Annotated in this window: 18 protein-coding genes and 4 tRNA genes; 12 read left to right on the top strand and 10 right to left on the bottom strand. The window is 68.7% G+C overall.

The window, feature by feature from the left end; all coding sequences use genetic code 11:
* Positions 1 to 25: 25 nt before the first annotated feature.
* Complete coding sequence (locus ACIQBJ_RS09240) at positions 26 to 463, bottom strand: helix-turn-helix domain-containing protein (protein ID WP_400706148.1); 438 nt, start codon at positions 461 to 463, stop codon at positions 26 to 28.
* 324 nt (positions 464 to 787) lie between these two features.
* Between ACIQBJ_RS09240 and ACIQBJ_RS09235 the strand changes: the two genes are divergently transcribed.
* Positions 788 to 1,816: a glycosyltransferase family 2 protein gene (locus tag ACIQBJ_RS09235; RefSeq protein WP_400706145.1), complete on the top strand. Its 1,029-nt coding sequence runs from the start codon at positions 788 to 790 to the stop codon at positions 1,814 to 1,816.
* 92 nt (positions 1,817 to 1,908) lie between these two features.
* On the opposite strand, the gene ACIQBJ_RS09230 is transcribed toward ACIQBJ_RS09235, so the two are convergent.
* Complete coding sequence (locus ACIQBJ_RS09230) at positions 1,909 to 4,767, bottom strand: ricin-type beta-trefoil lectin domain protein (protein ID WP_400706142.1); 2,859 nt, start codon at positions 4,765 to 4,767, stop codon at positions 1,909 to 1,911.
* 219 nt (positions 4,768 to 4,986) lie between these two features.
* Positions 4,987 to 5,376: a VOC family protein gene (locus ACIQBJ_RS09225; RefSeq protein ID WP_400706139.1), complete on the bottom strand. Its 390-nt coding sequence runs from the start codon at positions 5,374 to 5,376 to the stop codon at positions 4,987 to 4,989.
* 109 nt (positions 5,377 to 5,485) lie between these two features.
* On the opposite strand from ACIQBJ_RS09225, the gene ACIQBJ_RS09220 reads away from it, so the two are divergent.
* Positions 5,486 to 6,244 (top strand): TetR/AcrR family transcriptional regulator, encoded by a 759-nt coding sequence (locus ACIQBJ_RS09220; RefSeq protein WP_400706136.1) that lies wholly within the window; start codon positions 5,486 to 5,488, stop codon positions 6,242 to 6,244.
* A 185-nt stretch (positions 6,245 to 6,429) separates the two neighbouring features.
* Here ACIQBJ_RS09220 and ACIQBJ_RS09215 read toward each other — a convergent pair.
* A tRNA-Phe gene (locus tag ACIQBJ_RS09215) sits at positions 6,430 to 6,495 on the bottom strand.
* 289 nt (positions 6,496 to 6,784) lie between these two features.
* Between ACIQBJ_RS09215 and ACIQBJ_RS09210 the strand changes: the two genes are divergently transcribed.
* The 6 genes from ACIQBJ_RS09210 to ACIQBJ_RS09185 all read left to right on the top strand — a co-directional run bounded on the left by ACIQBJ_RS09210 (position 6,785) and on the right by ACIQBJ_RS09185 (position 17,478).
* Positions 6,785 to 8,092 carry an ATP/GTP-binding protein gene (locus tag ACIQBJ_RS09210; RefSeq protein ID WP_400706133.1) on the top strand — a complete coding sequence of 436 codons (1,308 nt, stop codon included), beginning with the start codon at positions 6,785 to 6,787 and terminating at the stop codon, positions 8,090 to 8,092.
* Entirely contained in the window at positions 8,089 to 8,940 is an 852-nt protein-coding gene (locus ACIQBJ_RS09205) for an RloB family protein (RefSeq protein WP_400706130.1), read from the top strand. Before ACIQBJ_RS09210 ends, ACIQBJ_RS09205 begins: the two co-directional genes overlap by 4 nt.
* A 122-nt stretch (positions 8,941 to 9,062) precedes the next feature.
* Positions 9,063 to 11,672, top strand: a complete 2,610-nt coding sequence (locus tag ACIQBJ_RS09200) for an N-6 DNA methylase (RefSeq protein WP_400706127.1) — start codon at positions 9,063 to 9,065, stop codon at positions 11,670 to 11,672.
* Positions 11,662 to 12,888, top strand: coding sequence for a hypothetical protein (locus ACIQBJ_RS09195; RefSeq protein WP_400706124.1), 1,227 nt, complete (start codon positions 11,662 to 11,664; stop codon positions 12,886 to 12,888). Before ACIQBJ_RS09200 ends, ACIQBJ_RS09195 begins: the two co-directional genes overlap by 11 nt.
* 224 nt (positions 12,889 to 13,112) lie before the next feature.
* Positions 13,113 to 16,670, top strand: coding sequence for a type I restriction endonuclease subunit R (locus ACIQBJ_RS09190; protein WP_400708105.1), 3,558 nt, complete (start codon positions 13,113 to 13,115; stop codon positions 16,668 to 16,670).
* A gap of 196 nt (positions 16,671 to 16,866) precedes the next feature.
* Entirely contained in the window at positions 16,867 to 17,478 is a 612-nt protein-coding gene (locus ACIQBJ_RS09185; RefSeq protein ID WP_400706121.1) for a M48 family metallopeptidase, read from the top strand.
* Between the two features lie 141 nt (positions 17,479 to 17,619).
* On the opposite strand, the gene ACIQBJ_RS09180 is transcribed toward ACIQBJ_RS09185, so the two are convergent.
* Positions 17,620 to 18,093 carry an NUDIX domain-containing protein gene (locus ACIQBJ_RS09180; RefSeq protein WP_400706118.1) on the bottom strand — a complete coding sequence of 158 codons (474 nt, stop codon included), beginning with the start codon at positions 18,091 to 18,093 and terminating at the stop codon, positions 17,620 to 17,622.
* A 182-nt stretch (positions 18,094 to 18,275) separates the two neighbouring features.
* Here ACIQBJ_RS09180 and ACIQBJ_RS09175 point away from each other — a divergent pair.
* A protein-coding gene (locus tag ACIQBJ_RS09175; protein WP_400706115.1) for an IS3 family transposase occupies positions 18,276 to 19,522 on the top strand; the annotation gives its coding sequence in 2 pieces (ribosomal slippage) (positions 18,276 to 18,558 and positions 18,558 to 19,522; 1,248 coding nt in all).
* 118 nt (positions 19,523 to 19,640) lie between these two features.
* Here ACIQBJ_RS09175 and ACIQBJ_RS09170 read toward each other — a convergent pair.
* The 5 genes from ACIQBJ_RS09170 to ACIQBJ_RS09150 all read right to left on the bottom strand — a co-directional run bounded on the left by ACIQBJ_RS09170 (position 19,641) and on the right by ACIQBJ_RS09150 (position 20,812).
* Positions 19,641 to 19,829: a hypothetical protein gene (locus ACIQBJ_RS09170; RefSeq protein WP_400706112.1), complete on the bottom strand. Its 189-nt coding sequence runs from the start codon at positions 19,827 to 19,829 to the stop codon at positions 19,641 to 19,643.
* A 232-nt stretch (positions 19,830 to 20,061) separates the two neighbouring features.
* A tRNA-Phe gene (locus ACIQBJ_RS09165) sits at positions 20,062 to 20,138 on the bottom strand.
* A gap of 27 nt (positions 20,139 to 20,165) precedes the next feature.
* A tRNA-Asp gene (locus tag ACIQBJ_RS09160) sits at positions 20,166 to 20,239 on the bottom strand.
* Positions 20,240 to 20,281: 42 nt separating this feature from the next.
* Positions 20,282 to 20,354, bottom strand: a tRNA-Glu gene (locus tag ACIQBJ_RS09155).
* A gap of 116 nt (positions 20,355 to 20,470) precedes the next feature.
* A complete protein-coding gene (locus ACIQBJ_RS09150; RefSeq protein ID WP_400708103.1) occupies positions 20,471 to 20,812 on the bottom strand; it encodes a metallopeptidase family protein in 342 nt (113 codons plus the stop codon).
* 92 nt (positions 20,813 to 20,904) lie between these two features.
* On the opposite strand from ACIQBJ_RS09150, the gene ACIQBJ_RS09145 reads away from it, so the two are divergent.
* The 3 genes from ACIQBJ_RS09145 (at position 20,905) to ACIQBJ_RS09135 (ending at position 22,346) form a co-directional block, all read left to right on the top strand.
* Positions 20,905 to 21,351: a CrcB family protein gene (locus ACIQBJ_RS09145; RefSeq protein ID WP_400706109.1), complete on the top strand. Its 447-nt coding sequence runs from the start codon at positions 20,905 to 20,907 to the stop codon at positions 21,349 to 21,351.
* Complete coding sequence (crcB, locus tag ACIQBJ_RS09140; protein ID WP_400706106.1) at positions 21,348 to 21,707, top strand: fluoride efflux transporter CrcB; 360 nt, start codon at positions 21,348 to 21,350, stop codon at positions 21,705 to 21,707. The genes ACIQBJ_RS09145 and crcB overlap by 4 nt, the downstream gene beginning before the upstream one ends.
* Before the next feature lie 120 nt (positions 21,708 to 21,827).
* On the top strand, positions 21,828 to 22,346 hold the full coding sequence (locus tag ACIQBJ_RS09135; RefSeq protein ID WP_400706103.1) for a hypothetical protein: 519 nt from the start codon (positions 21,828 to 21,830) through the stop codon (positions 22,344 to 22,346).
* Positions 22,347 to 22,469 lie beyond the last annotated feature (123 nt).

Here is a 22,469-nt window from a genome sequence, read left to right as displayed (position 1 = left end):
CCCAGCGGCACCTGCTGGCGCTCCGTCACGTCCCCTGGCCGGCCTCGTCCGGCGGCCCGTCGGACAGGCCGACCGCCCGCCGCAACTGCTCCACAATAGTGAGTGCGGCGTCCTGCATCTCCGGCGGCAGCCCGGCCGCCCGCATCGCGATCCGCTCCACCCGGGCGTCCCGCAGCGCCTCGATCTTGCGCAGGTCCTGCTCGACGGCCCGGGCGGTCTGGGAGTCGGAGAAGTAGTCGAGCGGGACGCCGAAGAACTTGGCGATCCGGACGGCGTTCTCCAGGCTCGGCTTCTGGGTGCCCTTGCGCAGGTTGCCGATGTACGTGCCGCTCAGGCCGGTGCCTTCGGCGATCTCCGAGTCCCGCCAGGGCCGGCCGAGGTCCTTCGGGTAGATCACCGCTATCAGTCGCCGGAAGCGGCCGGCGAAGTCCGGGGCTTCGGCGCGCGAGATGTCCTGGGGCATGAGCCGGATCATAGAGGGTCCGTACCCCCGGGCGTATCCCACGATCCGCCTGTTCTGCACGATCGTTGAGGAACCGGTGCTTGTTTCGTGCGGAACCGATCCGGCGGTCTTCCGGAAACCCGGCCGGGAATCCACGATAGTTGACACCTGGTGGACCGGTCGGCAGGATCGGCACCTGATGATCGGGCGCCGTTGCCTCACGGGGGTGGGCAGCGGCGCCCGTTCCCGGCCCGGCACCCGCTGCGGATAGGCTGCACGGAACCTCGCCCGGCACCACCACGCCAGCCGACCCGGGCGCCCCGCCCGAAAGGCCCCGCGCAGCCGATGGCCCCCCGCCTCTCCGTCGTCGTCCCCGTCTACAACGTCGAGCGCTACCTCGTGGAGTGCCTGGACTCGATCGCCGCCCAGACCTTCGACGACCTCGAGTGCGTCATGGTCGACGACGGCTCCACCGACACCAGCGCCGAACTCGCCGCCGCCTACGCCGCCAAGGACCCCCGCTTCCGCCTGGTCCGGCAGCACAACCAGGGCCTCGGCGCCGCCCGCAACACCGGCGTCCGCCACCTCGCCGACGGCACCGAGTACCTGGCCTTCGTCGACAGCGACGACGTCGTCCCGCCCGGCGCCTACCGGCTGATGATCGACACCCTGGACGGGACCGGCTCCGACTTCGCGACCGGCAACGTGCTCCGGCTGCGCAGCACCGGACTCGAACCCTCGCACGTCCACCGGCGCCCGTTCGCCGAGACCCGGCTGCGCACCCACATCGCCGAACTGCCCGCGCTGGTCACCGACCGCACCGCCTGGAACAAGGTCTACCGGCGCTCCTTCTACGCGGCCGCCGGCCTGGAGTACCCCGAGGGCATCCTGTACGAGGACGCCCCCGTCAGCGTCCCGCACCACTTCCTCGCCGAGCGGGTCGACGTCCTCTCCGAACCGATCTACCACTGGCGCATCCGCGAGGACGGCGACCGCTCCATCACCCAGCGCCGCACCGACCCGCGCGGACTCGTCGACCGGGTCCGCTCCATCGAACTCGTCCGCGCCTGGCTGCTCGAACAGCCCGACCCGGTCTACCGCGAGCACCTGCGGGCCTACGACCACAACACCCTGGTCGAGGAGGTCCCGATGTTCTTCTGGACCGTCCCCGACGGCGACCGCGCCTACCGGGACGCCTACCGGGAGCACATCACCCGGCTGCTCGACGCCATCGGCACCGAGCGGATCGACGCCCTACCGCGCTTCCTGCGCCTCAAGTACCGCCTCACCCTGGCCGGCCGGGTGAACGCCCTGGCCAACGTCCAGCGCGTGCACCGCCGGGTCCGCAACACCCGCAAGGCGCTGCGCCGCTGACCCGGCCGCCCCGCGAACGCCGCGGGCCCGGCCCGAGGATCTCGGACCGGGCCCGCAGTCGCTCCGGGCGGGTGCCCCCGGGAGTTACCCGGTCAGACCAGGTTCCACTTCTGGTTGGTGCCGCCGTTGCAGTCCCACAGGTCGACGGGGGTGCCGTTGGCGGTGTAGGCGCCGGAGACGTCCAGGCAGCGGCCGGACTGGACGCCGGTGACGGTGCCGTCGGCGTTGAGCCGCCACTGCTGGTTGGCGCCGCCGTTGCAGGTGGCGATCTCGACCTTGGTGCCGTTGGCGGTCTGGTTGTTGTAGGCGTCGAGGCACTTGGTGCCGCCGTACGTGGTGATCCGGCCGTCGGCGGTCAGCGTCCACTGCTGGTTGTCGCCGCCGTTGCAGTCCCAGATGTCCAGGCCGGTGCCGTCGGTCCGGCTGTTGCCGGGCACGTCGAGGCAGCGGCCCGACCCCGCCCCGCGCAGCACGCCCGTCCGGGCCCACTTCTGGTTGGTGCCGCCGTTGCAGTCCCACAGGTCGACGGGGGTGCCGTTGGCGGTGTAGGCGCCGGAGACGTCCAGGCAGCGGCCGGACTGGACGCCGGTGACGGTGCCGTCGGCGTTCAGCCGCCACTGCTGGTTGGCGCCGCCGTTGCAGGTGGCGATCTCGACCTTGGTGCCGTTGGCGGTCTGGTTGTTGTAGGCGTCGAGGCACTTGGTGCCGCCGTACGTGGTGATCCGGCCGTCGGCGGTCAGCGTCCACTGCTGGTTGTCGCCGCCGTTGCAGTCCCAGATGTCCAGGCCGGTGCCGTCGGTCCGGCTGTTGCCGGGCACGTCGAGGCAGCGGCCCGACCCCGCCCCGCGCAGCACGCCCGCGCTCGGCACCGGCGGGCGGGTGCAGCCCGGAGCGGCCGCCCCGCCGTCCACGTCCGAGGACTTGAGGTACGCCAGCCGGTGGTTGTAGCGGATCGGGAAGTACGTGTCGCAGCCGACCACCAGCGTCCGGTCGTTCGGGGCGCTGCCGTCGATGTTCATCGCGTAGTAGTAGTCCGAGCGCACCGGAGCGGCGGACAGCGCCACGTACGACTGCCCCGCCGGGATGCTCGCCGACAGCGGCGACACCGGCTGCGCGGTGATCGCCGGGTACGGCAGGTACGCCGTGGACTCCGGGTAGGACCGGCCGTACACCGGGATCGAGGACAGCCCCGCGCGCGGGGTCAGCAGGGTCCGTCCCGGCCGGGTGTCCTGGACCGCGGACCGCCCCGAGGGGTTGTAGAACCAGGCGCGCTGCCCGTCGTACCAGATCGCCGTCCACTCGCCGGAGACGTCGGCCACCACGTAGCCGGCGCCCGCGACCGCCTTGTCCTTCCAGTCCGCGGCGTTCTGCGAACCGCCGTTGAGCAGCGGCGCGTTCGGGTCCGGCTGGGTGCGCAGGTAGACGAAGTTCTCCGGCCGGTCGGCGGTGCCGTTCACGGGCGGCTGGTTGGTGCTGTCGAAGGCCGGCGCGATGGTGACCTTGCTGCCGACGGCGGGCTGGCCGCCGGTCGGCGCGGTGCGCAGCGGCGCGCCCAGCAGGTCCATGTAGTGCGACCAGTCCCAGAAGGTGCCCGGGTCCCAGTGCATCCCCGCCACGTTCGCCTGCACCGGCCCCGGCACGTCGTCGTGCCCGATCACGTGCTCCCGGTCCAGCGGGATGCCGTACCGGCCGGCGAGGTAGCGCACCAGCGTCGCGGAGGACTGGTACAGCTGCTCCGAGTACCAGGTCGGCCGGTCCGAGGGGAACGCGTAGCCCTCGTGCTCGATGCCGATGCTGTGCATGTTGACCGTCTTGTTGCCGGCGTGCCAGGCGACGTGGCGGTTGTTCACCAGCTGGGTCACGTGCCCGTCCGAGGAGCGGACGATGTAGTGCGCGCTGGCCTGCGAGGAGGGGTTCTGGAAGGTCGAGATCGACCCCTCGAAGCCGCCCTCGGTGTCGTGGATGACGATGTACTGGATCTGCTGGCCGTCGTCCGGGCGGTTCGCCTGCGTGTAGTTCCCGTACGAGCCGGGGTCCTTCGGGTCGGTCAGCGCGTACGCCGCCGGACGGAAGTCGCAGCCCAGCTCGACCGGGCACTCCGTCGAGCCGTCCGCGGCCGCGGCGGACCGGGCGGGGGCGGCGGCCTGGGTCCCGGCCCGGGTCCCGGACTCGGCCGTGGAGCGGGCGGCGGACTGCGCGCCGGACTTGGCGGCGGACCGGGGGGCGGGCTTCGGGACGGCGTTCGGCGCGGCCGCCAGGTGCACCGTCTGGCCCTCCGCCGTCCGGCGGTCCGCGCCGGTGCGGAGCGTGCCGAACACCCGGTCGGCGAACGGGCTGCCGGACGGGCTGCCGGACCGGTCGGCCGTCGGGTCGCCGAAGCGGGCCACCGCCGCGTACCAGTCGGTCGGATCGGCGGACCCGGACGGTCCGGACTCCCGCTGGTACTGGGCCAGCAGTGCCGCGCCGCCCCGGACGCTCTGCGCCGGGTCCGACCTGAGGTCCGCGGCCGGGCGGCCGAGCAGCTTCGCCGCCGCGTCCAGGGTGTGCAGTTCGGGGCCGTCCTGGACGGTCTGCGCCGGGACCCCGCCCCGCACCGGCCGGGCCGGCAGGTCGTCGCCCCGCCCGTCCACGGTGTCCGGTCCCGGCCCGGCGGCCAGCGCGGCCCGGACGGCCGACACGTCGACCTGGGTCAGGCCCATCACGTTGTAGTTGCCGGTGGTGCTCGGGGCACCGTCATGGCTGTCCCAGCGGGTCTGCTGGTACGACAGCGCCAGCAGCAGCCCCTCCGGAACGTGGAACTCGGCCGCGGCCGAACTGAACTGACGCTGCAACGACCGGTCCGCGGGCTCGGCCGCGGCCGCCGGGACGGCGGTCAGCACCGTCGCGGCGACCAGGGCCAGCCCCGCCGTCGAGGCGGCGAGGGCGAAGGCTGAGCGGGGAATGCCTGACAACGGAGAAGTCCTCCCCCTACTGGTGGACGAGGCCCGGAGCGGCAGGCCCGGGCCGTGGCGCTGGTGACGCTAACACCTGCGGATGTCCGGCCAGTAGGCCGACGGTGTGGAGGTTTCCGGAGTGCCCGTTCCGGTCGCCCGCCCTACGGCGGCCGGTGCCGTTCGTGGGTCAACTCCGGTCGCGGGCCGGTGCTGTTCGCGGGCGGCGCTGTCGGTCCGTCAGTCCTGCTCGGGGGTCAGCCACTGGACGAACTGGACCACCACCCCGTTCGGGTCGGCGACCTGGAACAGCCGCTCCCCCCACGGCTCGTCCCGCAGCGGCATGGTGACCGGCACCCCGGCGGCCCGGAGCCGCTCCTGCTCGGCGGCCGCGTCGTCCACCGTGAACGCCAGGATCACCCCCGCGGCGTGCCGGTCGCGGAAGCCCTCGGGCAGCACCTCCAGGCCGCGGCGCAGCAGCACCACGTTCACCCCCGCGGTCGGGTGGCCGAGCGAGGCGAAGCCGTCGGCGGACATCTCGGCCCGGAAGCCGAGCCGCTCGGCGAAGAAGGCGGCGGAGGCGTCGACGTCCTCGACGGTGAGCGAGACGGCGGATCGGTTGATCTTCACGGGGCTCCTTCGGGGCGGTGCGGACGGTCCGGCTTATCTCTGTACGCAGTACACTATACATAGTACGGAGATTCTGGCCAGGGCGATTCCCCCGTGGAAGAATCCCGCCATGGCCAGCAACCGGAGCAGCACGGGCGACCCGGCCCGGACCCTCGCCCTGCTCTGGGGCGTCCCCACCACCACCGGCCGCCGCGGCCCCCGGCAGGCGCACTCCACCGCCGACATCGCCGCCACCGCCGTCCGGATCGCCGACGCCGAGGGCCTCGACGCCCTCACCATGCGACGCCTCGCCCAGGAGCTCGGCCTCTCCCCGATGGCCCTCTACACGTACGTCCCCGGCAAGGCCGAACTGCTCGACCTGATGCTCGACACCCTCTACGCCGAGATGCCCCGCAGCGCCCCCGCCGGCCCCGACTGGCGCGCCCGCGCCACCGCCGTCGCCGACGACAACCGGGCCCTGTACGCCGCCCACCCCTGGACCACCGCCGTCCCCACCTCACGGCCCCCGCTCGGCCCCGGCCTGATGGCCAAGTACGAGTACGAGCTGCGCGCCCTGGAAGGCACCGGCCTCGACGACCTCCAGCTCGACGCCGCCCTCACCCACCTGCTCGGCTTCGTCCACACCTGCGCCCGGATGGCCGCCGACGAGCGCGCCGCGCAGCAGGACTCCGCGATGAGCGACGCCGACTGGTGGTCCGCCAACGCCGAACTCCTCGCCCGCGTCCTCGACCCCGCCCGCTACCCCACCGCCACCCGCGTCGGCGCCGCCGCCGGCGAGGCCCACAACGCCGCCTACCACCCGGACCACGCCTACACCTTCGGCCTGGCCCGCACCCTCGACGGCCTCGCCGCCCTCATCAACTCCTGACCCCGGGCCCGGCTCCCGGGCGGTCGGGAGCCGGCGCGGTGCCGGGAACGCGGGGAAGGCCATCGTCGAGCGCCACCGTTCGAGCCGGTTGGCGTCAGTGCGAGCAGGCGCGGGTCGGTACGGCAGCAGGTTCCGCGAACGGCGAAGGCCCCGGAGTGTGGACTCCGGGGCCTTTCGCTGTGCTGTGGCCAGGGCCGGGGTCGAACCGGCGACCTTCCGCTTTTCAGGCCAAGCCGAGCCGTTGATATGCCCTAGTTTGAGAGCTTCTGCCGTCCCTGGAAGGTCGCTGGCAAGTGCCGTCATACGGACCGGTTGGCGTCACGGTTGGCGTCAACCGGTGCTTGGGCTGGGCGACTGACCTTGCCCTGTATCGCGGCTCCCGCCGAGGACTCAGCCGCGTGCCCTTCCATACACGGCGCTCTTCGCGTAGAGAGCGCGGGCTGGTCACCGATCAGCCGCCGTCATAGGCTTCGCAGGTGGAGTGTCCACGGTATTCGAGTGCAAGACGGGGTCGCATCCCCGTCCTACGGGAGGTCGACGGTGCTCCTCCGCTTTCGGGTGGCCAATCACCGCTCGATTCGCGATGAGTGCGAGCTGTCGTTGGTCGCTGCCGTAGCGGGTGACGGCATGGCGCGCTCGACTACGCTGCGTGACCAGGATCAGGAGGTAGCAATCCTCCCCGTAGTGGGCGTCTTCGGAGCCAACGCGTCCGGTAAGACGAACCTCCTGCGAGCATTGTTCGACATGCGGGATGCCGTTCGTACCTCGTTTGCAGACTGGGCTACCCAGGCAGGCGTGCCGCGCCAGCCTTTCAAGCTTGATCCCGCCGCCGCCGAGGAGACGACGCTCTACGAAGTCGACCTGTTGCTGGGAGTGAACCCGGTCCGCTACACCTACGGCTTCGAGCTCTCAGACGAACGGGTGGAAGCAGAGTGGCTGCACGCCTACCCTGACGGTCGGCGCGTCGTCTGGTTCGACCGGGAGGCAGATCGGCCCGAGGAGGAGGGTGGCGAGTTCCTTTTCCCCGCCTCCGCCCAATCGGGAGGCTTTCGGGGACACCCGGACGTTCTCGTTCCTGTCACGCGGCCCAACGCCCTGTTCCTGTCCACTGGCGCCACTCTCAACGACCCGCAGCTCGCCGCCCTGCACAGGTGGTTCATCGACAATCTCTGGTTGGTGACTCCTGGCGCGGACGTCAAGGCCCGCAGTGCCTGGACACAGCGGCTACTGGCTGACCCGAAGCGCGGCAAGGACTACAAGGCGTGGCTGGTCGAACTGCTTTCCATCGCTGACCTGGGCATCAACGGCATCGATGTGGATAGCAAGAGTGGCGAGATCGCTCTGCAACACCGCACCGCGGACGGTGACGAGATCGCTCTAGACTTCCTCACCGAGGAATCGCTCGGCACCCACTCCTGGTTTGCTTTCCTGGGTCCCATGCTCAGCGTCCTCGACGCCGGCACGGTGCTCCTGGTGGACGAACTGGATTCCAGCCTCCATCCGACTCTGGCCGCCGAGGTCGTACGACTGTTCCAGGATGCGAACTCAAATCCGCGCGGTGCGCAACTGCTCTTCACCACGCACGATGCGACGCTCCTTGGCAGCGCGGTCCTGGATCGGCCGCTGGCCCGTGAGCAGGTGTGGATTACCTCCAAGAAGTCCTCCGGGGAGACCGAGCTCTACCCCCTCGCGGCGGCGAGGCCGGGTGATGACGAAGACCTCGAGCGCGGATATCTCCGCGGGCGGTATGGGGGTGCGCCCCGGGTCAGCGTGGGCGAGATCACCCGCGCTCTGGGCTGGCGGGAGAAGGAACGGGAGCGCGAGCGAGAGGCGAAGGCGTCAGCGTGAGCAGGCCGGGCGGGGACGAGTCCCAAGCGGTAGGGAAGAAGTCGAAGAGGCGCGGATCGAGCGATGAGGAGGCGCGGCCGCTGGTGCCTGCCCAGCCGATCCCGTCCAAGCAGGAACGGGTCCTCTATGTGGGCTGCGAGGGTGAGTCGACCGAGCCCCACTACCTGGACTATTTGACCAAGCGCTTCGGAACCGGCGAGCACACGACGACGGGCCAGCCGTTCCGGATCGTCCCCGTGTACAAGGTGAACGGCTTGCCGCCCGAGCAGGTGGTCGAGGCCGTGCGAGAGAAGGCCGCGACCGACGAGACGTGGGCGCTGTTTGATCGGGACCAGCACACGAAGATCCCACAGGCGGTCGAACAGGCCGCGGCCGATGGTACGGAGATCTGCTTCTCACACCCGTCGTTCGACCTGTGGCTGCTCCTGCACTTCCAGTCCTTCGGAGGAAAGCAGAGCGGGACGAGTAAGGGCGTGGTGGAGAAGCTCCGCAAGGCCGACCCGGCGTTCAAGGGCTTCGACAAGCGGAACGACAAGAGCATCCAGGGGCCCCGCCGCAAGGCTCTGGAGGGCCGCGTGAAAGCCGCGATCCAGAACGCCAAGGCGCTGGTGTCTCAGTGCGAACACGGGGACTGCAAGGCTGGCCCAGGGCGCTATGCGGTCGGCCCCGTCGACCGCACCAGCCCTCACAACCCGGATCACCTGCCCCAGTCTCCCCGTAAGTGGGCCGCTCGTTCCGGGCACGCACCCGACTGCAAGGTCCTCGACCGGGACCCGTCCAGCGACGTGTGGCGGCTACTCGTCAGCCTGGGTATCGAGAAGGACGACTGGGACCGGCTGAGAGGATGAGTCGGCTGATAAGGCGCGTTTAGGACGGTTTCCGCCCCAAGCGGTCTAGCGTCTACGCTCGACGCTGCCCCGACACGACACCACCCCACCTACTTCCAATCATCCCACCGAAGGACCGGCGCGTGGCCCGAATCACCCTGCCCCAGCTGGAGCGGCACCTCTTCGCCGCCGCCGACATCCTGCGCGGGCGCATGGAGCCCTCGGATTATCGGGACTACATCTTCGGGATGCTGTTCCTGAAGCGGGCCTCCGACGAGTTCCAGCCGGAATGGGAGCGCGTCTACAAGGAGCGCCTCGCGGCAACGGGCAGTGAGACGAAGGCCCTGGAGCGGGCGGACAACCCGGAGTACTACCGCAACGTCTTCTACGTACCCCCGCGTGCCCGCTGGTGGACGGGACCGCATGTACTCGACCCCGACGACCCGCAGCGGACCGTCCCGGGCATCGAAGCACTCACCGCGGAGACCCTGGGCCCTGATGGGCAGCCGGTGAAGGTGGGGGAGTATCTGGACAAGGCGCTGGTCGCCCTCCAGGAGGGCAACAGCAGGCTGAGCGGGGTCGCCTCGCACATCGAGTTCAACGCGGTCGCCGGCAACAAGTCCCGCTTCACGCCCAGTGAACTGCTCGCTTTGATCCGGCACTTCAGCTTGTACCGGCTACGCAACGAGGACTTCGAGTTCCCCGACATGCTCGGAGCGGCGTACGAGTACCTCCTCGGCCGGTTCGCGGACAGCGCGGGCCAAAGCGGCGGCGAGTTCTACACCCCGCGCTCGGTGGTGAGGATGCTCGTCCGGCTCATCAACCCAGAGCCGCAGGAGACCGTCTACGACCCGTGCATGGGTTCCGGCGGCATGCTTATCGCTGCCCGCGAGCACGTCGAGGAGCATGGCGGGGACCCGGATCACCTCGGCATCAACGGCCAGGACCGCAACCCCGCGTCGTGGTCGATGGCGAGCATGAACATGGTGCTGCACGGCATCCGCAAGTTCGATCTCCAGCACGGAGACACCCTTACCGAGCCCCTCCACCTCGACGGCAACGGCCGCCTGCGCACCTTTACCAAGGTCCTCTCCAACCCGCCGTTCTCGCAGCCCTACGACAAGGCTCAGGTAGAGGCCGCCGATCGGCGTCACGGAACCCGCATGCAGTGGGGCTGGTCGCCGGAGAAGGGTAAGAAGGCCGACCTCATGTTCGTCCAGCACATGCTGTCCGTGCTGGAGGAGGACGGTATGGCCGCCGTCGTCATGCCGCACGGCGTGCTCTTCCGCGGCGGTAAGGAGAAGGAGATCCGCGAGGAACTGCTGCGCGACGATTGTGTGGAGGCGGTGATCGGCCTCGGCCCCAACCTCTTCTACGGCGTCGGCATCCCGGCCTGCGTCCTCATCCTGCGTCGCCCTCGCCGAAAGGTACCCGTCCGGCGCAAGAAGGTCCTCTTCATCAATGCGGACCGTGAGTTCACGGTCGGTCGCAATCAGAACGAACTGGGCCCCGAGCACATCGAGAAGATCGTCACGGTTTTCAAGCACGGCCGGGAGCTCCAGGGTTACTCGCGCTGGGTGGAGCGGGACACCCTCCTGTATGAGGGCGCCAACCTCAACATCCGCCGCTGGGTGGATAATTCGCCCGCCGCTGAGCCGCAGGACGTACGCGCCCATCTCTACGGCGGCGTCCCCGTCGCCGAGGTCACGGCACAGGCCGGCCTGTTCGGGGCGTACGGAGTCGACGCGTCCACCCTCTTCGCCGCACGTGATACGGACCCCGCCTACTACGACTTCCTGCCTGAGGATCCCGAAACGACCGTCGGCCGTATTACGGAGCAGGCTGCGGCGAAGGAGTCTGGGCTGCGCATCGCGTACGAGAAGTGGTGGACAACGGGCGCGGAGCTCTTCGGCAAGCTGGCCGAGGACCGGAAGCTGATGGACCTGCGCGCCGGACTGCTCAAGGGCTTCACAGACACCATCGGCAGCGAGGGCGTCCTCGACGAGTACCGAACGGCCGGCATCGTCGCCGACTGGTGGACCCACGCGCGCTACGACATGAAGGCACTCGCGGCGGGTGGCTTCGCCCGAGTACTCGAAGGCTGGGTCGACTCAATCGAGGCTATTGTGAAGCCGGCGGAAGGCACGGTGAGCACCACCGCCTCGGCTCGCAAGCCGACTGTCTCGCCTGCCGATCGTCGCCGCGCCATGGATCAGCCCGTTGTGCGTCAACTCATCCCGGAATTCCTGGACCAGTACTCGGTGGTGGAGGCTGAGGTCGCGGCGGCCGACGTGGCGTACAAGGAAGCGGCGGAGGCGCTGGCCGCCGCACAGCCTCCCGCCGAGGATGGTGACGAGGAAGCATCGACCGAGGACGACCCCACCGCCGAGCCGGTCACCATCGAGGAACTCGCCTGCCTGGAATCCGAACTGGCGAAGTGCCGCAAGGCTCGGACGGCCGCGACGAAGAAGCGCAAGGCGTTGGATGACCGCTTTCTGGTTGATCTGAAAGTGGCATCGGATCGCGCCCTTGCGGACAGGCAGCGCACTCAGGAACTCGTGCTCACGGTGTTGAACGAGGATCTACTGGGCCGCCTCGACGCTGCGGTTGCGGTGGGTCGGCGGGAGCTGGTGGCCGTGTTCCGGCGGTGGGTGCAGAAGTACGGGGTATCGCTGGCCGAGCTGGAGGGGGCCAGCGAGGTGGCTCAAGGGGAGCTGCAGGGCTGGTTGAAGGAGCTGGGTTATGGGCAGTGACAGCAAGCTCGCGGCCGGCAATGAGGTTCCGCTCGATATGTTTCTGACACGGATCGAGGCCGGAAAAAGTCCCGCTGCAGAGGACACGCCTGCAGGTGAAGGCGAGTGGGGTGTGCTTAAAGTAAGCGCGGTCCAGGCTGGCTGGTTCGCAGCGCGGGAAAACAAGGTAATTCGCGATGTGGCGTTGATTCATCCCTGCTACGAGGTCAAGCACGGCGACCTCCTCATGACCCGGGCGAATACGGAAGAACTCGTTGGGTTGGCGTGCGTTGCGGAGAACCCGCCCCCTCGGCTCCTACTGAGCGACAAGACGCTCCGGCTACACACTAACGAATCGCTTGCGGATCCTCGGTTCATTCAGCTCGTTCTGGTTCGACAGTCGTTGCGGCAACGTGTTAGGGCATTGGCCACCGGCACGAGCGCCGGAATGAAAAACATTAGCCAGGAGCAGATTCGCCAACTGATGGTGCCTTTTGTATCGCTGGACGAACAGCGTCGCATCGTCGCCGCACATGCCGCGTTCGAGCGGCGGATCGAGGCACTGGAGGGGGTGGCAGCTAAGCGGACCCAGCTACTTGATGCCTTGGTTGAGCAGCTTCTGGGAGCAAATGGTTGGGAGGTGGCCCCTCTCAAGGATGCTGACGTATCCATCCGCGCAGGTATCACCCTTGGGTCTCACCGTGTACCTGGCCTCAGGCCAGCGGGGTACCTTCGTGTGGCCAATGTTCGTAAAGGCTGGATTGAAGGGGACATTGCCCTGCTGGAGGCGATGGAGCGAGACCGTCGCCGCTACTCATTGGCTTCCGGAGACCTGCTTGTGGTCGAAGGGCATGCTGACCCTGAGCAGATCGGGCGTTGTGCAATCGTCGGAGCCGATCAAGTTGGCCTTCTTTACCAGAACCATCTCTTCCGGCTGCGCTTCGAGAATGTACTCCCTGAATTTGCCATGCTGTGGCTCAACTCACGCACCGTGCGCAGCTACTGGAAATCGCAGTGTGCTACCAGTTCGGGCCTTTATACGATCAACTCAAAGCTGCTGGAAGGAGTCCCGTTTCCTCGGGTGAAGCGTGATGAGCAGGAGCGCCTTGTGGGCATTTGGAAATCAGAGTGTCGTGCTATGGGATTGCTGAATAAGCGCATCGCCAAGCTACGCATGGTGAAGCTAGGCGTTGTAGAAGATCTGCTTGCCGGTTGTTCGAAGGCGTATGCCGCTTGAAAGAACGACTTCACGTCACGTAACAGTGCCCTCTGTAGTTCGCTCCATCGTCTTGTGTTGGCTCTGTTCTGGCATAGCCGGCCATCCTCACGCCTTGATCAAAGGTCGAAACGTCCCTGGCCAGCTCTCTGTCACACATAGGGTGGCCCGTACGCACTAGGGCGGCACCGGGCCGTACGATAAAGGGGAGTTCAGCAGTGAGCGGGCGGCAGGAGCTGCGGAGCATGGGCGGGCCAGAGTACGCGGGACCGGAGTACGTCAAGACAGAGAAGCCCCTCATCGAACAGTTGGCCCGGCTCGGATGGGAGCACCTGGAAGGCGCTCCGCCCGGGCAGCCGGTCGGAAGTCCGGAGCCGTCGGGGCGGACGGCTTACACACAGGTCGTCTATGAGGACCGATTCCGGGCCTCCGTGACCCGCATCAACCCGGCGCCCGGGGGCGGTACTTGGCTAACCCCCTCCCAGCTTGACCGGCTGCTTGCCCTCGTGCTCGGTACCGCCCCAGGGCAGGGGCCAGCTCCACGAGGTGTGGCCGCCAACCTCGCAGTGACGCGGCTCCTGCGCGAGGGTGTAAACGCCCGTATCTTGCCCGGCTGGAAGAAGGGTGACCCCGAGCACGTACGCCTCGTCGACTGGGACGGGGAGCACGGCGGGCGCAACGATCTGCTTGCCGTCAGTCAGTTTCGCGTCGACCGCAAGGAGACGAGCCACGTCACACCGGACCTGGTGCTGTTCGTCAACGGTCTTCCGTGGGTCGTCATCGAGTGCAAAGCCCCACTCATCTCCGGCGGCGACAGCCGGGCGGCACTGGATGACGCCGTCGGGCAGGTCTGCCGGTACGCCAGCCTTGCCTCGTCTGCTCCCGTCCCGGAGTTCACGCGATTTGTGCAGATCCTAATCGGTACCGATCTGACGTACGCCGAGCTTGGCACCGTTACATCGACCCCCGAGTACTTCACACCGTGGCGGACCACCGAGCCCGCGCCCGCCGACGGCTGTGACTCGGACATGGCGGTACTGGCGGCAGGTGTACTGACTCCGGAGCACCTCCTGACTCTCGTCAGGGATTTCACCACGGAACGCGAACAGGGTGGCCGCACGCTCAAGGTAGTCGGCCGCTACCAACAGTTTCGGGCTGTCCGACGGCTCGCGCAGGCCCTACGGGTACGCGACGCGGCCATTCGCGCCCAGGGTGATCCGAGCCGGCGAGGCGGTGTCGTTTGGCATACCCAGGGTTCCGGCAAGAGCCTCACTATGGCCTTCCTCGTGCGCCACCTCCGAAGCAGCCATGAACTGCGGGGGCACAAGGTGGTCGTGGTCACCGACAGGATCGACCTGGAAAAGCAGATCCTGGAGTCCATGGCCGCGGCCGACGAGACGGTCCACCGGGCCGACGGAGTCGCGGACGCGCGCGCCCATCTTGCCGTCCGGGTGCCGGACGTTGTCCTTGTCATGCTGCAGAAGGCTCAGCGTGATGACACGGCGTACAACGGCCGCGAGGAGAACCTGGGGACGCAGTCCGACGACGAGGAGGCTTACGTCCAGGTCAAGGCCGCGAATGCCAGTCCGAACATCGTGGTCCTCGTCGACGAGGCGCACCGAGGCCAGGACAGCTGGCTGCACGCCAGGCTGCGGGCACTCCTGCCGAACGCCGTCCTCGTGGGCTTCACCGGCACACCCATTATCAACAGCGCGCGTAAGAAGACCGAGGAGATCTTCGGAGCGATCGTCGACACCTACACTCTGCGTGACGCGGAGCGGGACGGGTCTGTCGTCCCGGTGCGCTACGAGGCGTACGACGTGCCACTGGAAGTGGTCGAAAGGGCCGTGCTGGACGCCCGGTTCGACGCCCAGGTGCCCTCCGATCCGGAACAGCGCGCCAGGGTGTTGCGGAAATTCGCGCGTCAGCGGGAGATCCTTGAAGCACCCTCGGTGATCGCGGACAAGGCCGACCACATGCTGCGGCACTGGGCGGTGAACGCACTTCCCGACCGGTTCGGCGCTCAGCTGGTGGCGGTGTCCCGAGAAGCGGCTGTCCGCTACCGGGGTGCACTGCTCGCTGCCCGCGACAGTCTTCTCGGGCAGCTCGACGCGCTCGACCCGGCCTTGCGCCACGATCCGGCGGCCGCTCACGACGCTGACCAGCAGACTCGCGAACTCCTTGCCATGCTGCCGCATCGTGACGTTCTCGCCTCGATTGACGCGGCGGTGGTGATCCACGGCGACCGGCAGAAGGACCCCGAGGATTGGCGGGACTGGACGCTTAAGTCCCGGCAGGACGCCTACATTGAGCGGTTCAAGGCCGGCCTGGGCGATCCGCACGCATCAGCCATCGACCCCTCATGGGACGTCACCCCTCACGGCATGCCGGGACAGGGACTGCTCTCGTCGGGAGCACCCGTGAGCGACGTGTGGGGAGCGGAGAAGAATGGAGACGACACCGGTGTGGACTACGACGGCGCTGGCACGGATGACGCCGGGCCGCTTGCATTCCTCGTCGTCCAGTCCATGCTGCTCACCGGTTTCGACGCGCCTGTTGAACAGGTCCTCTATCTGGACTGCGCCCTTTCCGGAGTTGGCCTCCTCCAAGCGGTGGCGCGCACCAACCGGCCATATCCGCGCAAGCGGTGGGGCACGGTCGTCGACTTCATCGGCATCGGCCCTGAGCTGGCCCGCTCCTTGCACGCGTACGAGCAGCACCATCTGCGTCAGGTCTACGGGTACCAAGACGTCTCTGCCGCGCATCTGGACCCGGACTTCAAGGGCCCACAACCCGCAGGCGAGGGGCTGCTCCTCCAAGCGGACGCCGTTGCCGACCGCCTCCTCAAGGACCTGCACGGGCGAGTGACGCGGTTCCTCGACGCACGGAAGATCGCAGCGTACGACACGCGTGGAACCTTGTCCCTCGCCGATGAGCAACGCCGCGAGCAGTTGTTGGATCTACTCGCTGACCCGCTGAGCCGGGGCGAGTTCGATGAGCTGGTACGGGACTTCCTCACCGCCCTCGGGGCGGTGCTGCCGAGGCCCTACGCACTCGTCTATGAACAGCTGGCCGGCCACCTCGGCGAAGTCCAGTACCTTGCGCGGCAACGCTACCTCGATGGGCGTGACGAGTTCAGTCCGCGCCGGTACGGGGCGAAGGTGCGTAAACTCATCGCTGATCACATTCGTGTCACTGGTGTCGAATTGCGGATCCCCCCAGTGGAGCTGACCGCACCCGAGTTCATGGAGCGAGTCGAGGCCAACCACGACGCGCGTGCCAGGACTCGCTACATGGTCAGCAGGCTCCGTGCGCACATCACTGCGAAGATCGGGACTGACCGATCCCGATACGAACAGTTCAGTGAGCGTCTGGAAGAGATCATTCAGCGGATGCGCCATGACTTCGACCGGGCAGCGACCGATCTCGCTCGGCTCGTCGGTGATGTTGTGGAGAGTGCCGAGAAGACGGGCCCACAGCTGGACCCGTTGACCGAAGGGCCGGTTTGCCGAGCCCTGACCAGGGTGCTGGAGCAAACAGATCGGATCGCCGTGCCGCCAGGGGTGGACTTCTACGAAGCGGTGTGTGGAATCACCGCGAGTATTGCGGTTTCGGTCCGACAGCCGCACTTCCCGACGCACCCAGAAGCCCGTATGGACATGCGCAAGGAACTCCGCTTCGTCATTGCTGACCACCTTCACCTGGAATGGGAGGAGACAGCGGACATGGCTGCCGGGCTCCTGGAGCTTGCTGTCGAAAGATATGACGACTTCCTGCGATACAGCGGTCGGGCGCGCCCTTAGGCCGGCCCATGGTGGGGTGCAGAAATCCGCAGTGGCGGTCGCAGCCAGTGTCAGCCGCAAATGATAAGAATGCCTAGTGAGTTTCTCTGCGCAGTCCGCCATCGCGTCACTCCCCATGCCCAGGGAGTGGACATGGCGCGTCGCCGTGCGGCCGCGGCGTCGGACGCTGGGGATCGAAGTCCAGGAGGATGGCAGCGTGCTCTTCGCGGTACCCGCGGACGCCGATCCGCAGGTTGTTGCGGAAGCCGTTCGCTCCCGGCTGCCTCGCCTCGCTGAGGAGGTCGAGCGGCGCAGGCGAGGCGGAGGGGAGCCCGTCAAGGAACTGGTTAGTGGAGAGAGCTTCGCCTACCTGGGGCGCCGGCACCGTCTGAAGGCTGTACCTGCCGCTGCGGGGGGCCGGGTTCGGCTGCACCAGGGATGGCTGGAGCTGCCAGATAACGGATCCAGGCAGGAACGCGGCCGTCTGATCGCGCAGTGGTATGCGGCACGAGGCAGCCGATGGGTGTCCACCCGTGCGCGGCCTCTGGCGGAACTCACAGGCGTCGCCCCTCGCGAAGTCGTTCTCCGGGATATGGGTCGGCGCTGGGGAGCTTGCGAGCCCGACGGATCCATCACCCTGCACTGGGCGCTGATGCAGTTGTCGCCGGATCTGGTCGATCTGGTGCTCGTCCATGAGTTGACCCACCTCAGGGTTCCCGCACACAGCGCTGCATTCCGGCACAGAATGCGCATGGTGCTGGAAGATCTTGAGGGACTGGAGCGCCGCTTCGCGGAGGCCGAGCCAGTGCTTTGGCGAGGAGCGGTCTGACCTTCCGAGCCGGTCCATGACCGCCAGAGCAGTTCGTGGTGCCGATGCCAACTCCGTCCTGGCGAGCACCGTCTGACACTCAACAGGGGTGCTCGGCGGCCGAGTCGAATCATCCAGGTTCGGAAGGCCCGGGCACCTGGATCAGCAGCGGGGAACCCCGTTCTCCAAGTAGGAGGTTGCCGCGGGGGATCGTGCGTCAATCGCGGCATGGACCCGCCGGGCCAGGCGAGGGATGAGGAGCTCGTCAATCTGGTCGGCGGTGTGGAAGGCGTACTCGCCGATCTCCACTCCGTCCAGGTTGATCTGAGCTCGCTCTTCTGCGGGGAGGATGCCCCCGTCGAAGACGAAGAGCAGCTTGTCGCCCTCGGTCGGGTGGGGTGCCCAGTCCGCGACGAGGAGGCGGCCGATGGGCGGGGTGATGCCGAGCTCCTCCTTGACCTCTCGGGCCGCGCCCTCGCTCGGGGTCTCGCCGAGGTGGAGGTAGCCACCCGGGATCTCCAAGCCCGGCTTGTACGTGGGCTTCACCAGGAGCACGCGGTCAGCTTCGTCGAAGAACAGCACGCCGGCGGCGGTGCGCGGCTGGGCAACGGCCTCGGGTGCATCGGAGTCGCTCATGAGCATGACTGTAGCCGTCCGCGCTGGGCTACCCCACGATGCGCAGCCGCTGGGCCACGCCCGCGAGCTGGTGGCTCGGCTTGCCGCGCTGCTGCCGGACCCAGGTGGTCACCAGGTGCCGTGGGATGAAGTGAACCGTTCCGGGTTCGGTGGAGGCTCGATTTCGTGTAAGGATTCGAGTCATGGCACGTCCCTCTTCCTACCCGCCTGAGCTGCGGCGTCGTGCGGTGCGCATGGTCGCTGAGGTCCTCGGCGACTACCCGAACGAGTCGGCCGCGCTGCGGGCCGTCGCGGAGAAACTCGGTATCGGCTCGGCTGAGACCCTGCGCAACTGGGTCCGCCGCGACCAGGTCGACGCAGGGCAGCGCCCGGGGACGACGACGGAGGAGTCCGCGCAGATCAAGGCGATGAAGAAGGAGATCGCCGAACTGAAGCGCGCGAACGAGATCCTCAAGGCCGCGGCGAGTTTCTTCGCGGCCGAGCTCGACCGGCCACACCAGCGCTCGTAGCGTTCATCGACGGGCACCGGGGCCGCTTCGGCGGTGTCGAGCCGATCTGCCGCGTGCTCTCCGAGCACGGCTGCAGCATCGCCCCCTCCACCTACTACGCCTTCAACAACCGTCCCGAGTCCGCCCGTTCGGTCCGGGATGCGGAGCTGAAAAATCTGATCACGGCAGCGTACGAGGACAACTTCCGGGTCTACGGCGCCCGCAAGATCTGGCGCGAGCTGAACCGCCGCGGCCACACGGTGGCCCGCTGCACCGTCGAGCGGCTGATGCGCGAGCTCGGCATCACCGGGGCCGTCCGCGGCAAGCGCGTGGTGACCACGGTCCCCGACCCGTCCGCCGAACGGGCTCCCGACCTCGTCGACCGCGACTTCGTCGCCTCGGCGCCGAACCGGTGCTGGGTCGCGGACTTCACACACGTGGCGGCGTTCGCCGGCGTCGTCTATGTCGCGTTCGTCGTGGACACCTTCTCCCGTCGCATCGTCGGCTGGTCCGCTGCGACCACGAAGCAGACCAGGCTCGTCCTGGACGCCCTGGAGATGGCCCTGTGGCAGCGCGACCGTGACGGACACCCGTCCGGACGGGGCGAGTTGATACATCACAGCGACGCGGGCAGTCAGTACACATCTTTCCGCCTGGCCGAGCACCTCGACGCCGTCGGCGTCGCCGCCTCCATCGGGTCGGTCGGCGACGCCTACGACAACGCCCTCATGGAGAGCACGATCGGGCTGTTCAAGACCGAGCTGATCAAACCCCGGCGACCCTGGCGCACGCTGTCGCAGATCGAGCTCGCCACCGCCGAGTGGGTCGACTGGTACAACCACCGCCGACTCCACGGTGAGATAGGCCACGTCCCGCCCGTCGAGTACGAGAACACCTACCACCTCACCACCACAAAACCACAGGTCACCACCACAAGCTGAGGTCTCTATCGAACCCGGAGCGGTTCATAGAGACGACCCCGATGCCTGCGAACGGTGCGAGAGGGAACTCATCCGGTGCAGCGCTGACCGTGACATGCCCAAGCGTGTCCATGTCGTATCAGTCGTGGGGATCATCGATCCGAAGATCAAGTATGTGGTCCAGCGTGTGGAACCGGACCGGGCCGAGGTCCTCCATGTGCAGCCACATGTGCAACAGCTCGGGCTCGCCACCGCCGTCGCGGGCGTGGAACCACGAGCATGTCACGCCTTGCACTTGCCGACCGACGAGGTCCTCCGGAGTCACCACCGGGCGATCGTGTCAGTCTCGACTGGAGGTGATCAACGGGATTCTGCGGACGCCGGCCATCCCTGCGGGGCAGCATCCTGTGATCGACGTCATGTACCCCGTTGCCGGAGACAGCCATCTCGGCTGTTCCGGTGCCGGGCCATTCGGAGCCGTTGGCGTCAGTGTTGGCGTCAAACGGTACGAAAATGCCCCCGAAGCGATTCGCTTCAGGGGCATCGTGCCTGGTCAAGGCTGGTGGCCAGGGCCGGGGTCGAACCGGCGACCTTCCGCTTTTCAGGCGGACGCTCGTACCAACTGAGCTACCTGGCCGTACTGCAACGTCTCTTGCGAGACGGGCGATCCCGACGGGACTTGAACCCGCGACCTCCACCTTGACAGGGTGGCGAGCTAACCAACTGCTCCACGGGACCTCATGTGGATTGCTCCACACAGGACCTTACTACGGTACTGCGTACCCCCAACGGGATTCGAACCCGTGCTACCGCCTTGAAAGGGCGGCGTCCTGGGCCACTAGACGATGAGGGCTTCGGTGGCCCGTCCGGCCGGTTGATCCGGCGTTCGGGGACGTCGAGAAGCATATGGGATGCCGGGCGGGAACGCCAAAACGGTTTCCGGTGGTCGGCGCGGCGGGGTGGCCGGGGTCAGGACCAGCCGAGGTCGTGGAGTTCGTCGTCGTCGAAGCCGAAGTGGTGGGCGACTTCGTGGATGACGGTGATCCGGACCTCCTCGACGGCCTCCTCGGGGGTGGCGCAGTGGCGGAGGGTGGGGCCCATGTAGACCATGATCCGGTCGGGGAGGACGCCGGCGTACCACTCGCCGCGCTCGGTGAGCGGGATGCCCTCGTAGAGGCCGAGCAGGTCGGGGGTGGCGGGGTCGGGTTCGTCCTCGACGAAGACCGCGACGTTGTCCATCATCGCGGCCAGCTTCGGCGGAATGCGGTCCAGCGCGTCGGACACCAGCGCCTCGAACTCGTCCCTGGTCATCTCCACCCGCCCATTGTCGGAGTTCCGCTGACGGGGCGCCAGATGGTGCGGGCGGGCGCGGCGGGCGGACGGGCGGGTGCTTGACTGGCGGCATGGGAACGGAGCCGGGGCCGCCGCTGCTGCGCGGCCAGGGACGGATCGTGGCCGCGGTCGCGGCCGGCGGGGTGCTCGGGGCGTGCGCCCGGTACGGGGCCGGGCTGCTGTGGCCGACCCCGGCCGACGCGTTCCCGTGGACGACGCTGCTGGTCAACACCGTCGGGTGCGGGCTGATCGGGGTGGTGCTGGTGCTGCTCACCGAGGGCCCCCGGCAGCCGCACCCGCTGCTGCGGCCGTTCCTGGCGACCGGGATCCTCGGCGGGTTCACCACCTTCTCGACGTACGCCGTCGACGCCCGGCAGCTGTTCGACCACGGGCTGCCCGGGACGGGGCTGCTGTACCTGGGCGGGACGCTGCTGGCCGCGCTGGGCGCGGTGTGGGCGACGGCGGGCGCCACCCGGGCGGTGCTGCTGGCCCGGGCCGAACGGGGGGCCGGGGCGTGAACTGGCTGCTGGTGGCGGTCGGCGCGGCGGTCGGCGCGCCGCTGCGGTACCTGACGGACCGGGCGGTGCACTCCCGGGTCGGGTTCGGCTTCCCGTGGGGCACCTTCACGGTCAACCTGTCCGGCTGCGCGCTGCTCGGCCTGCTCGCCGCGGTCGCCCCGCCGGACGTCCGGCTGCTGCTCGGCACCGGCCTGTGCGGGGCGCTGACCACGTACTCGACCTTCTCGTTCGAGACCCTGAAGCTGGCTCAGAACGGTTCGCGCGGCGCCGCGTTCGGGAACGTCGCGCTGTCGCTGGCGGCCGGGCTGGCAGCCGTGTACGCCGGGGCGGCGCTCGGCCACGCGGTCTGGGGCTGAGCCCGGGCCGGGGCCGTCCGGGGGCGAGTCGCGGGCTACCCGTGTCCCGGCCGGGCCGCCGGGCGTTGGGCACCCGAGAACGGTGGCGGCCCCGCGGCGGGCCGTGCGGGAGGTGGCTCGGTGGCTGGTGGATCGGCGCGTCGGCAGGTGGCGACGGGGGCGGTGATGGCGGCGTTCGCCGTGTTCGGGCTGAGCGGCTGCATGTCGGTGGGGGCGGACGCGCCGTCCGGGGCGGCCGAGTTGCGGCCGTCCGGGTCGCCGTCGGGCCCGGCCGTGAAGGCGGGCGTCGGGACGGGCGGGCACCAGGGCGGCCAGCACGCGGAGCACGGCGGCACCCTGAGCGTCGACGGGGCCTCGCCCGCGCTGCAGCCACTGCCCGGGGCGCCGGTGCCGGGGGCGACCCCGCCGGCGGCCGCGCCGGTGCAGGTGCCGGCACCTTCGGTGAGCGAGCCCGTGGCCTCCCCGACCGGTCCGGGGTCGGCCGCGCCGAGCCCGACGGCCGGTGCCGGGAACGGGGGCGGCACGGGGAGTCCGAGCCCGACGGCCGCCCCCACCGCGCCCGCGCACTCGCCCGCGCCGACCGCCTCGCCGGGCGGCCCCGGGACGGAGGCGCCGAGCGACTCCCCGACCGGCCACTGAACCGGCGCGGGCCTCGGCGACCGAACCGGCCACCGCACCGGCTACCAAGGCCCGCGCCGGGCGGTGGGGGAAACCTTCGTTCGAGGGCGCTGGCCAGGGGATTTGCCTCTGATCCCCAGGTTC

The sequence above is a fragment of the Kitasatospora sp. NPDC088391 genome, assembly GCF_044753345.1.
In the GTDB taxonomy this organism is placed as follows: Bacteria; Actinomycetota; Actinomycetes; order Streptomycetales; family Streptomycetaceae; genus Kitasatospora.
This window is presented reverse-complemented; position numbering and strand designations above follow the sequence as displayed.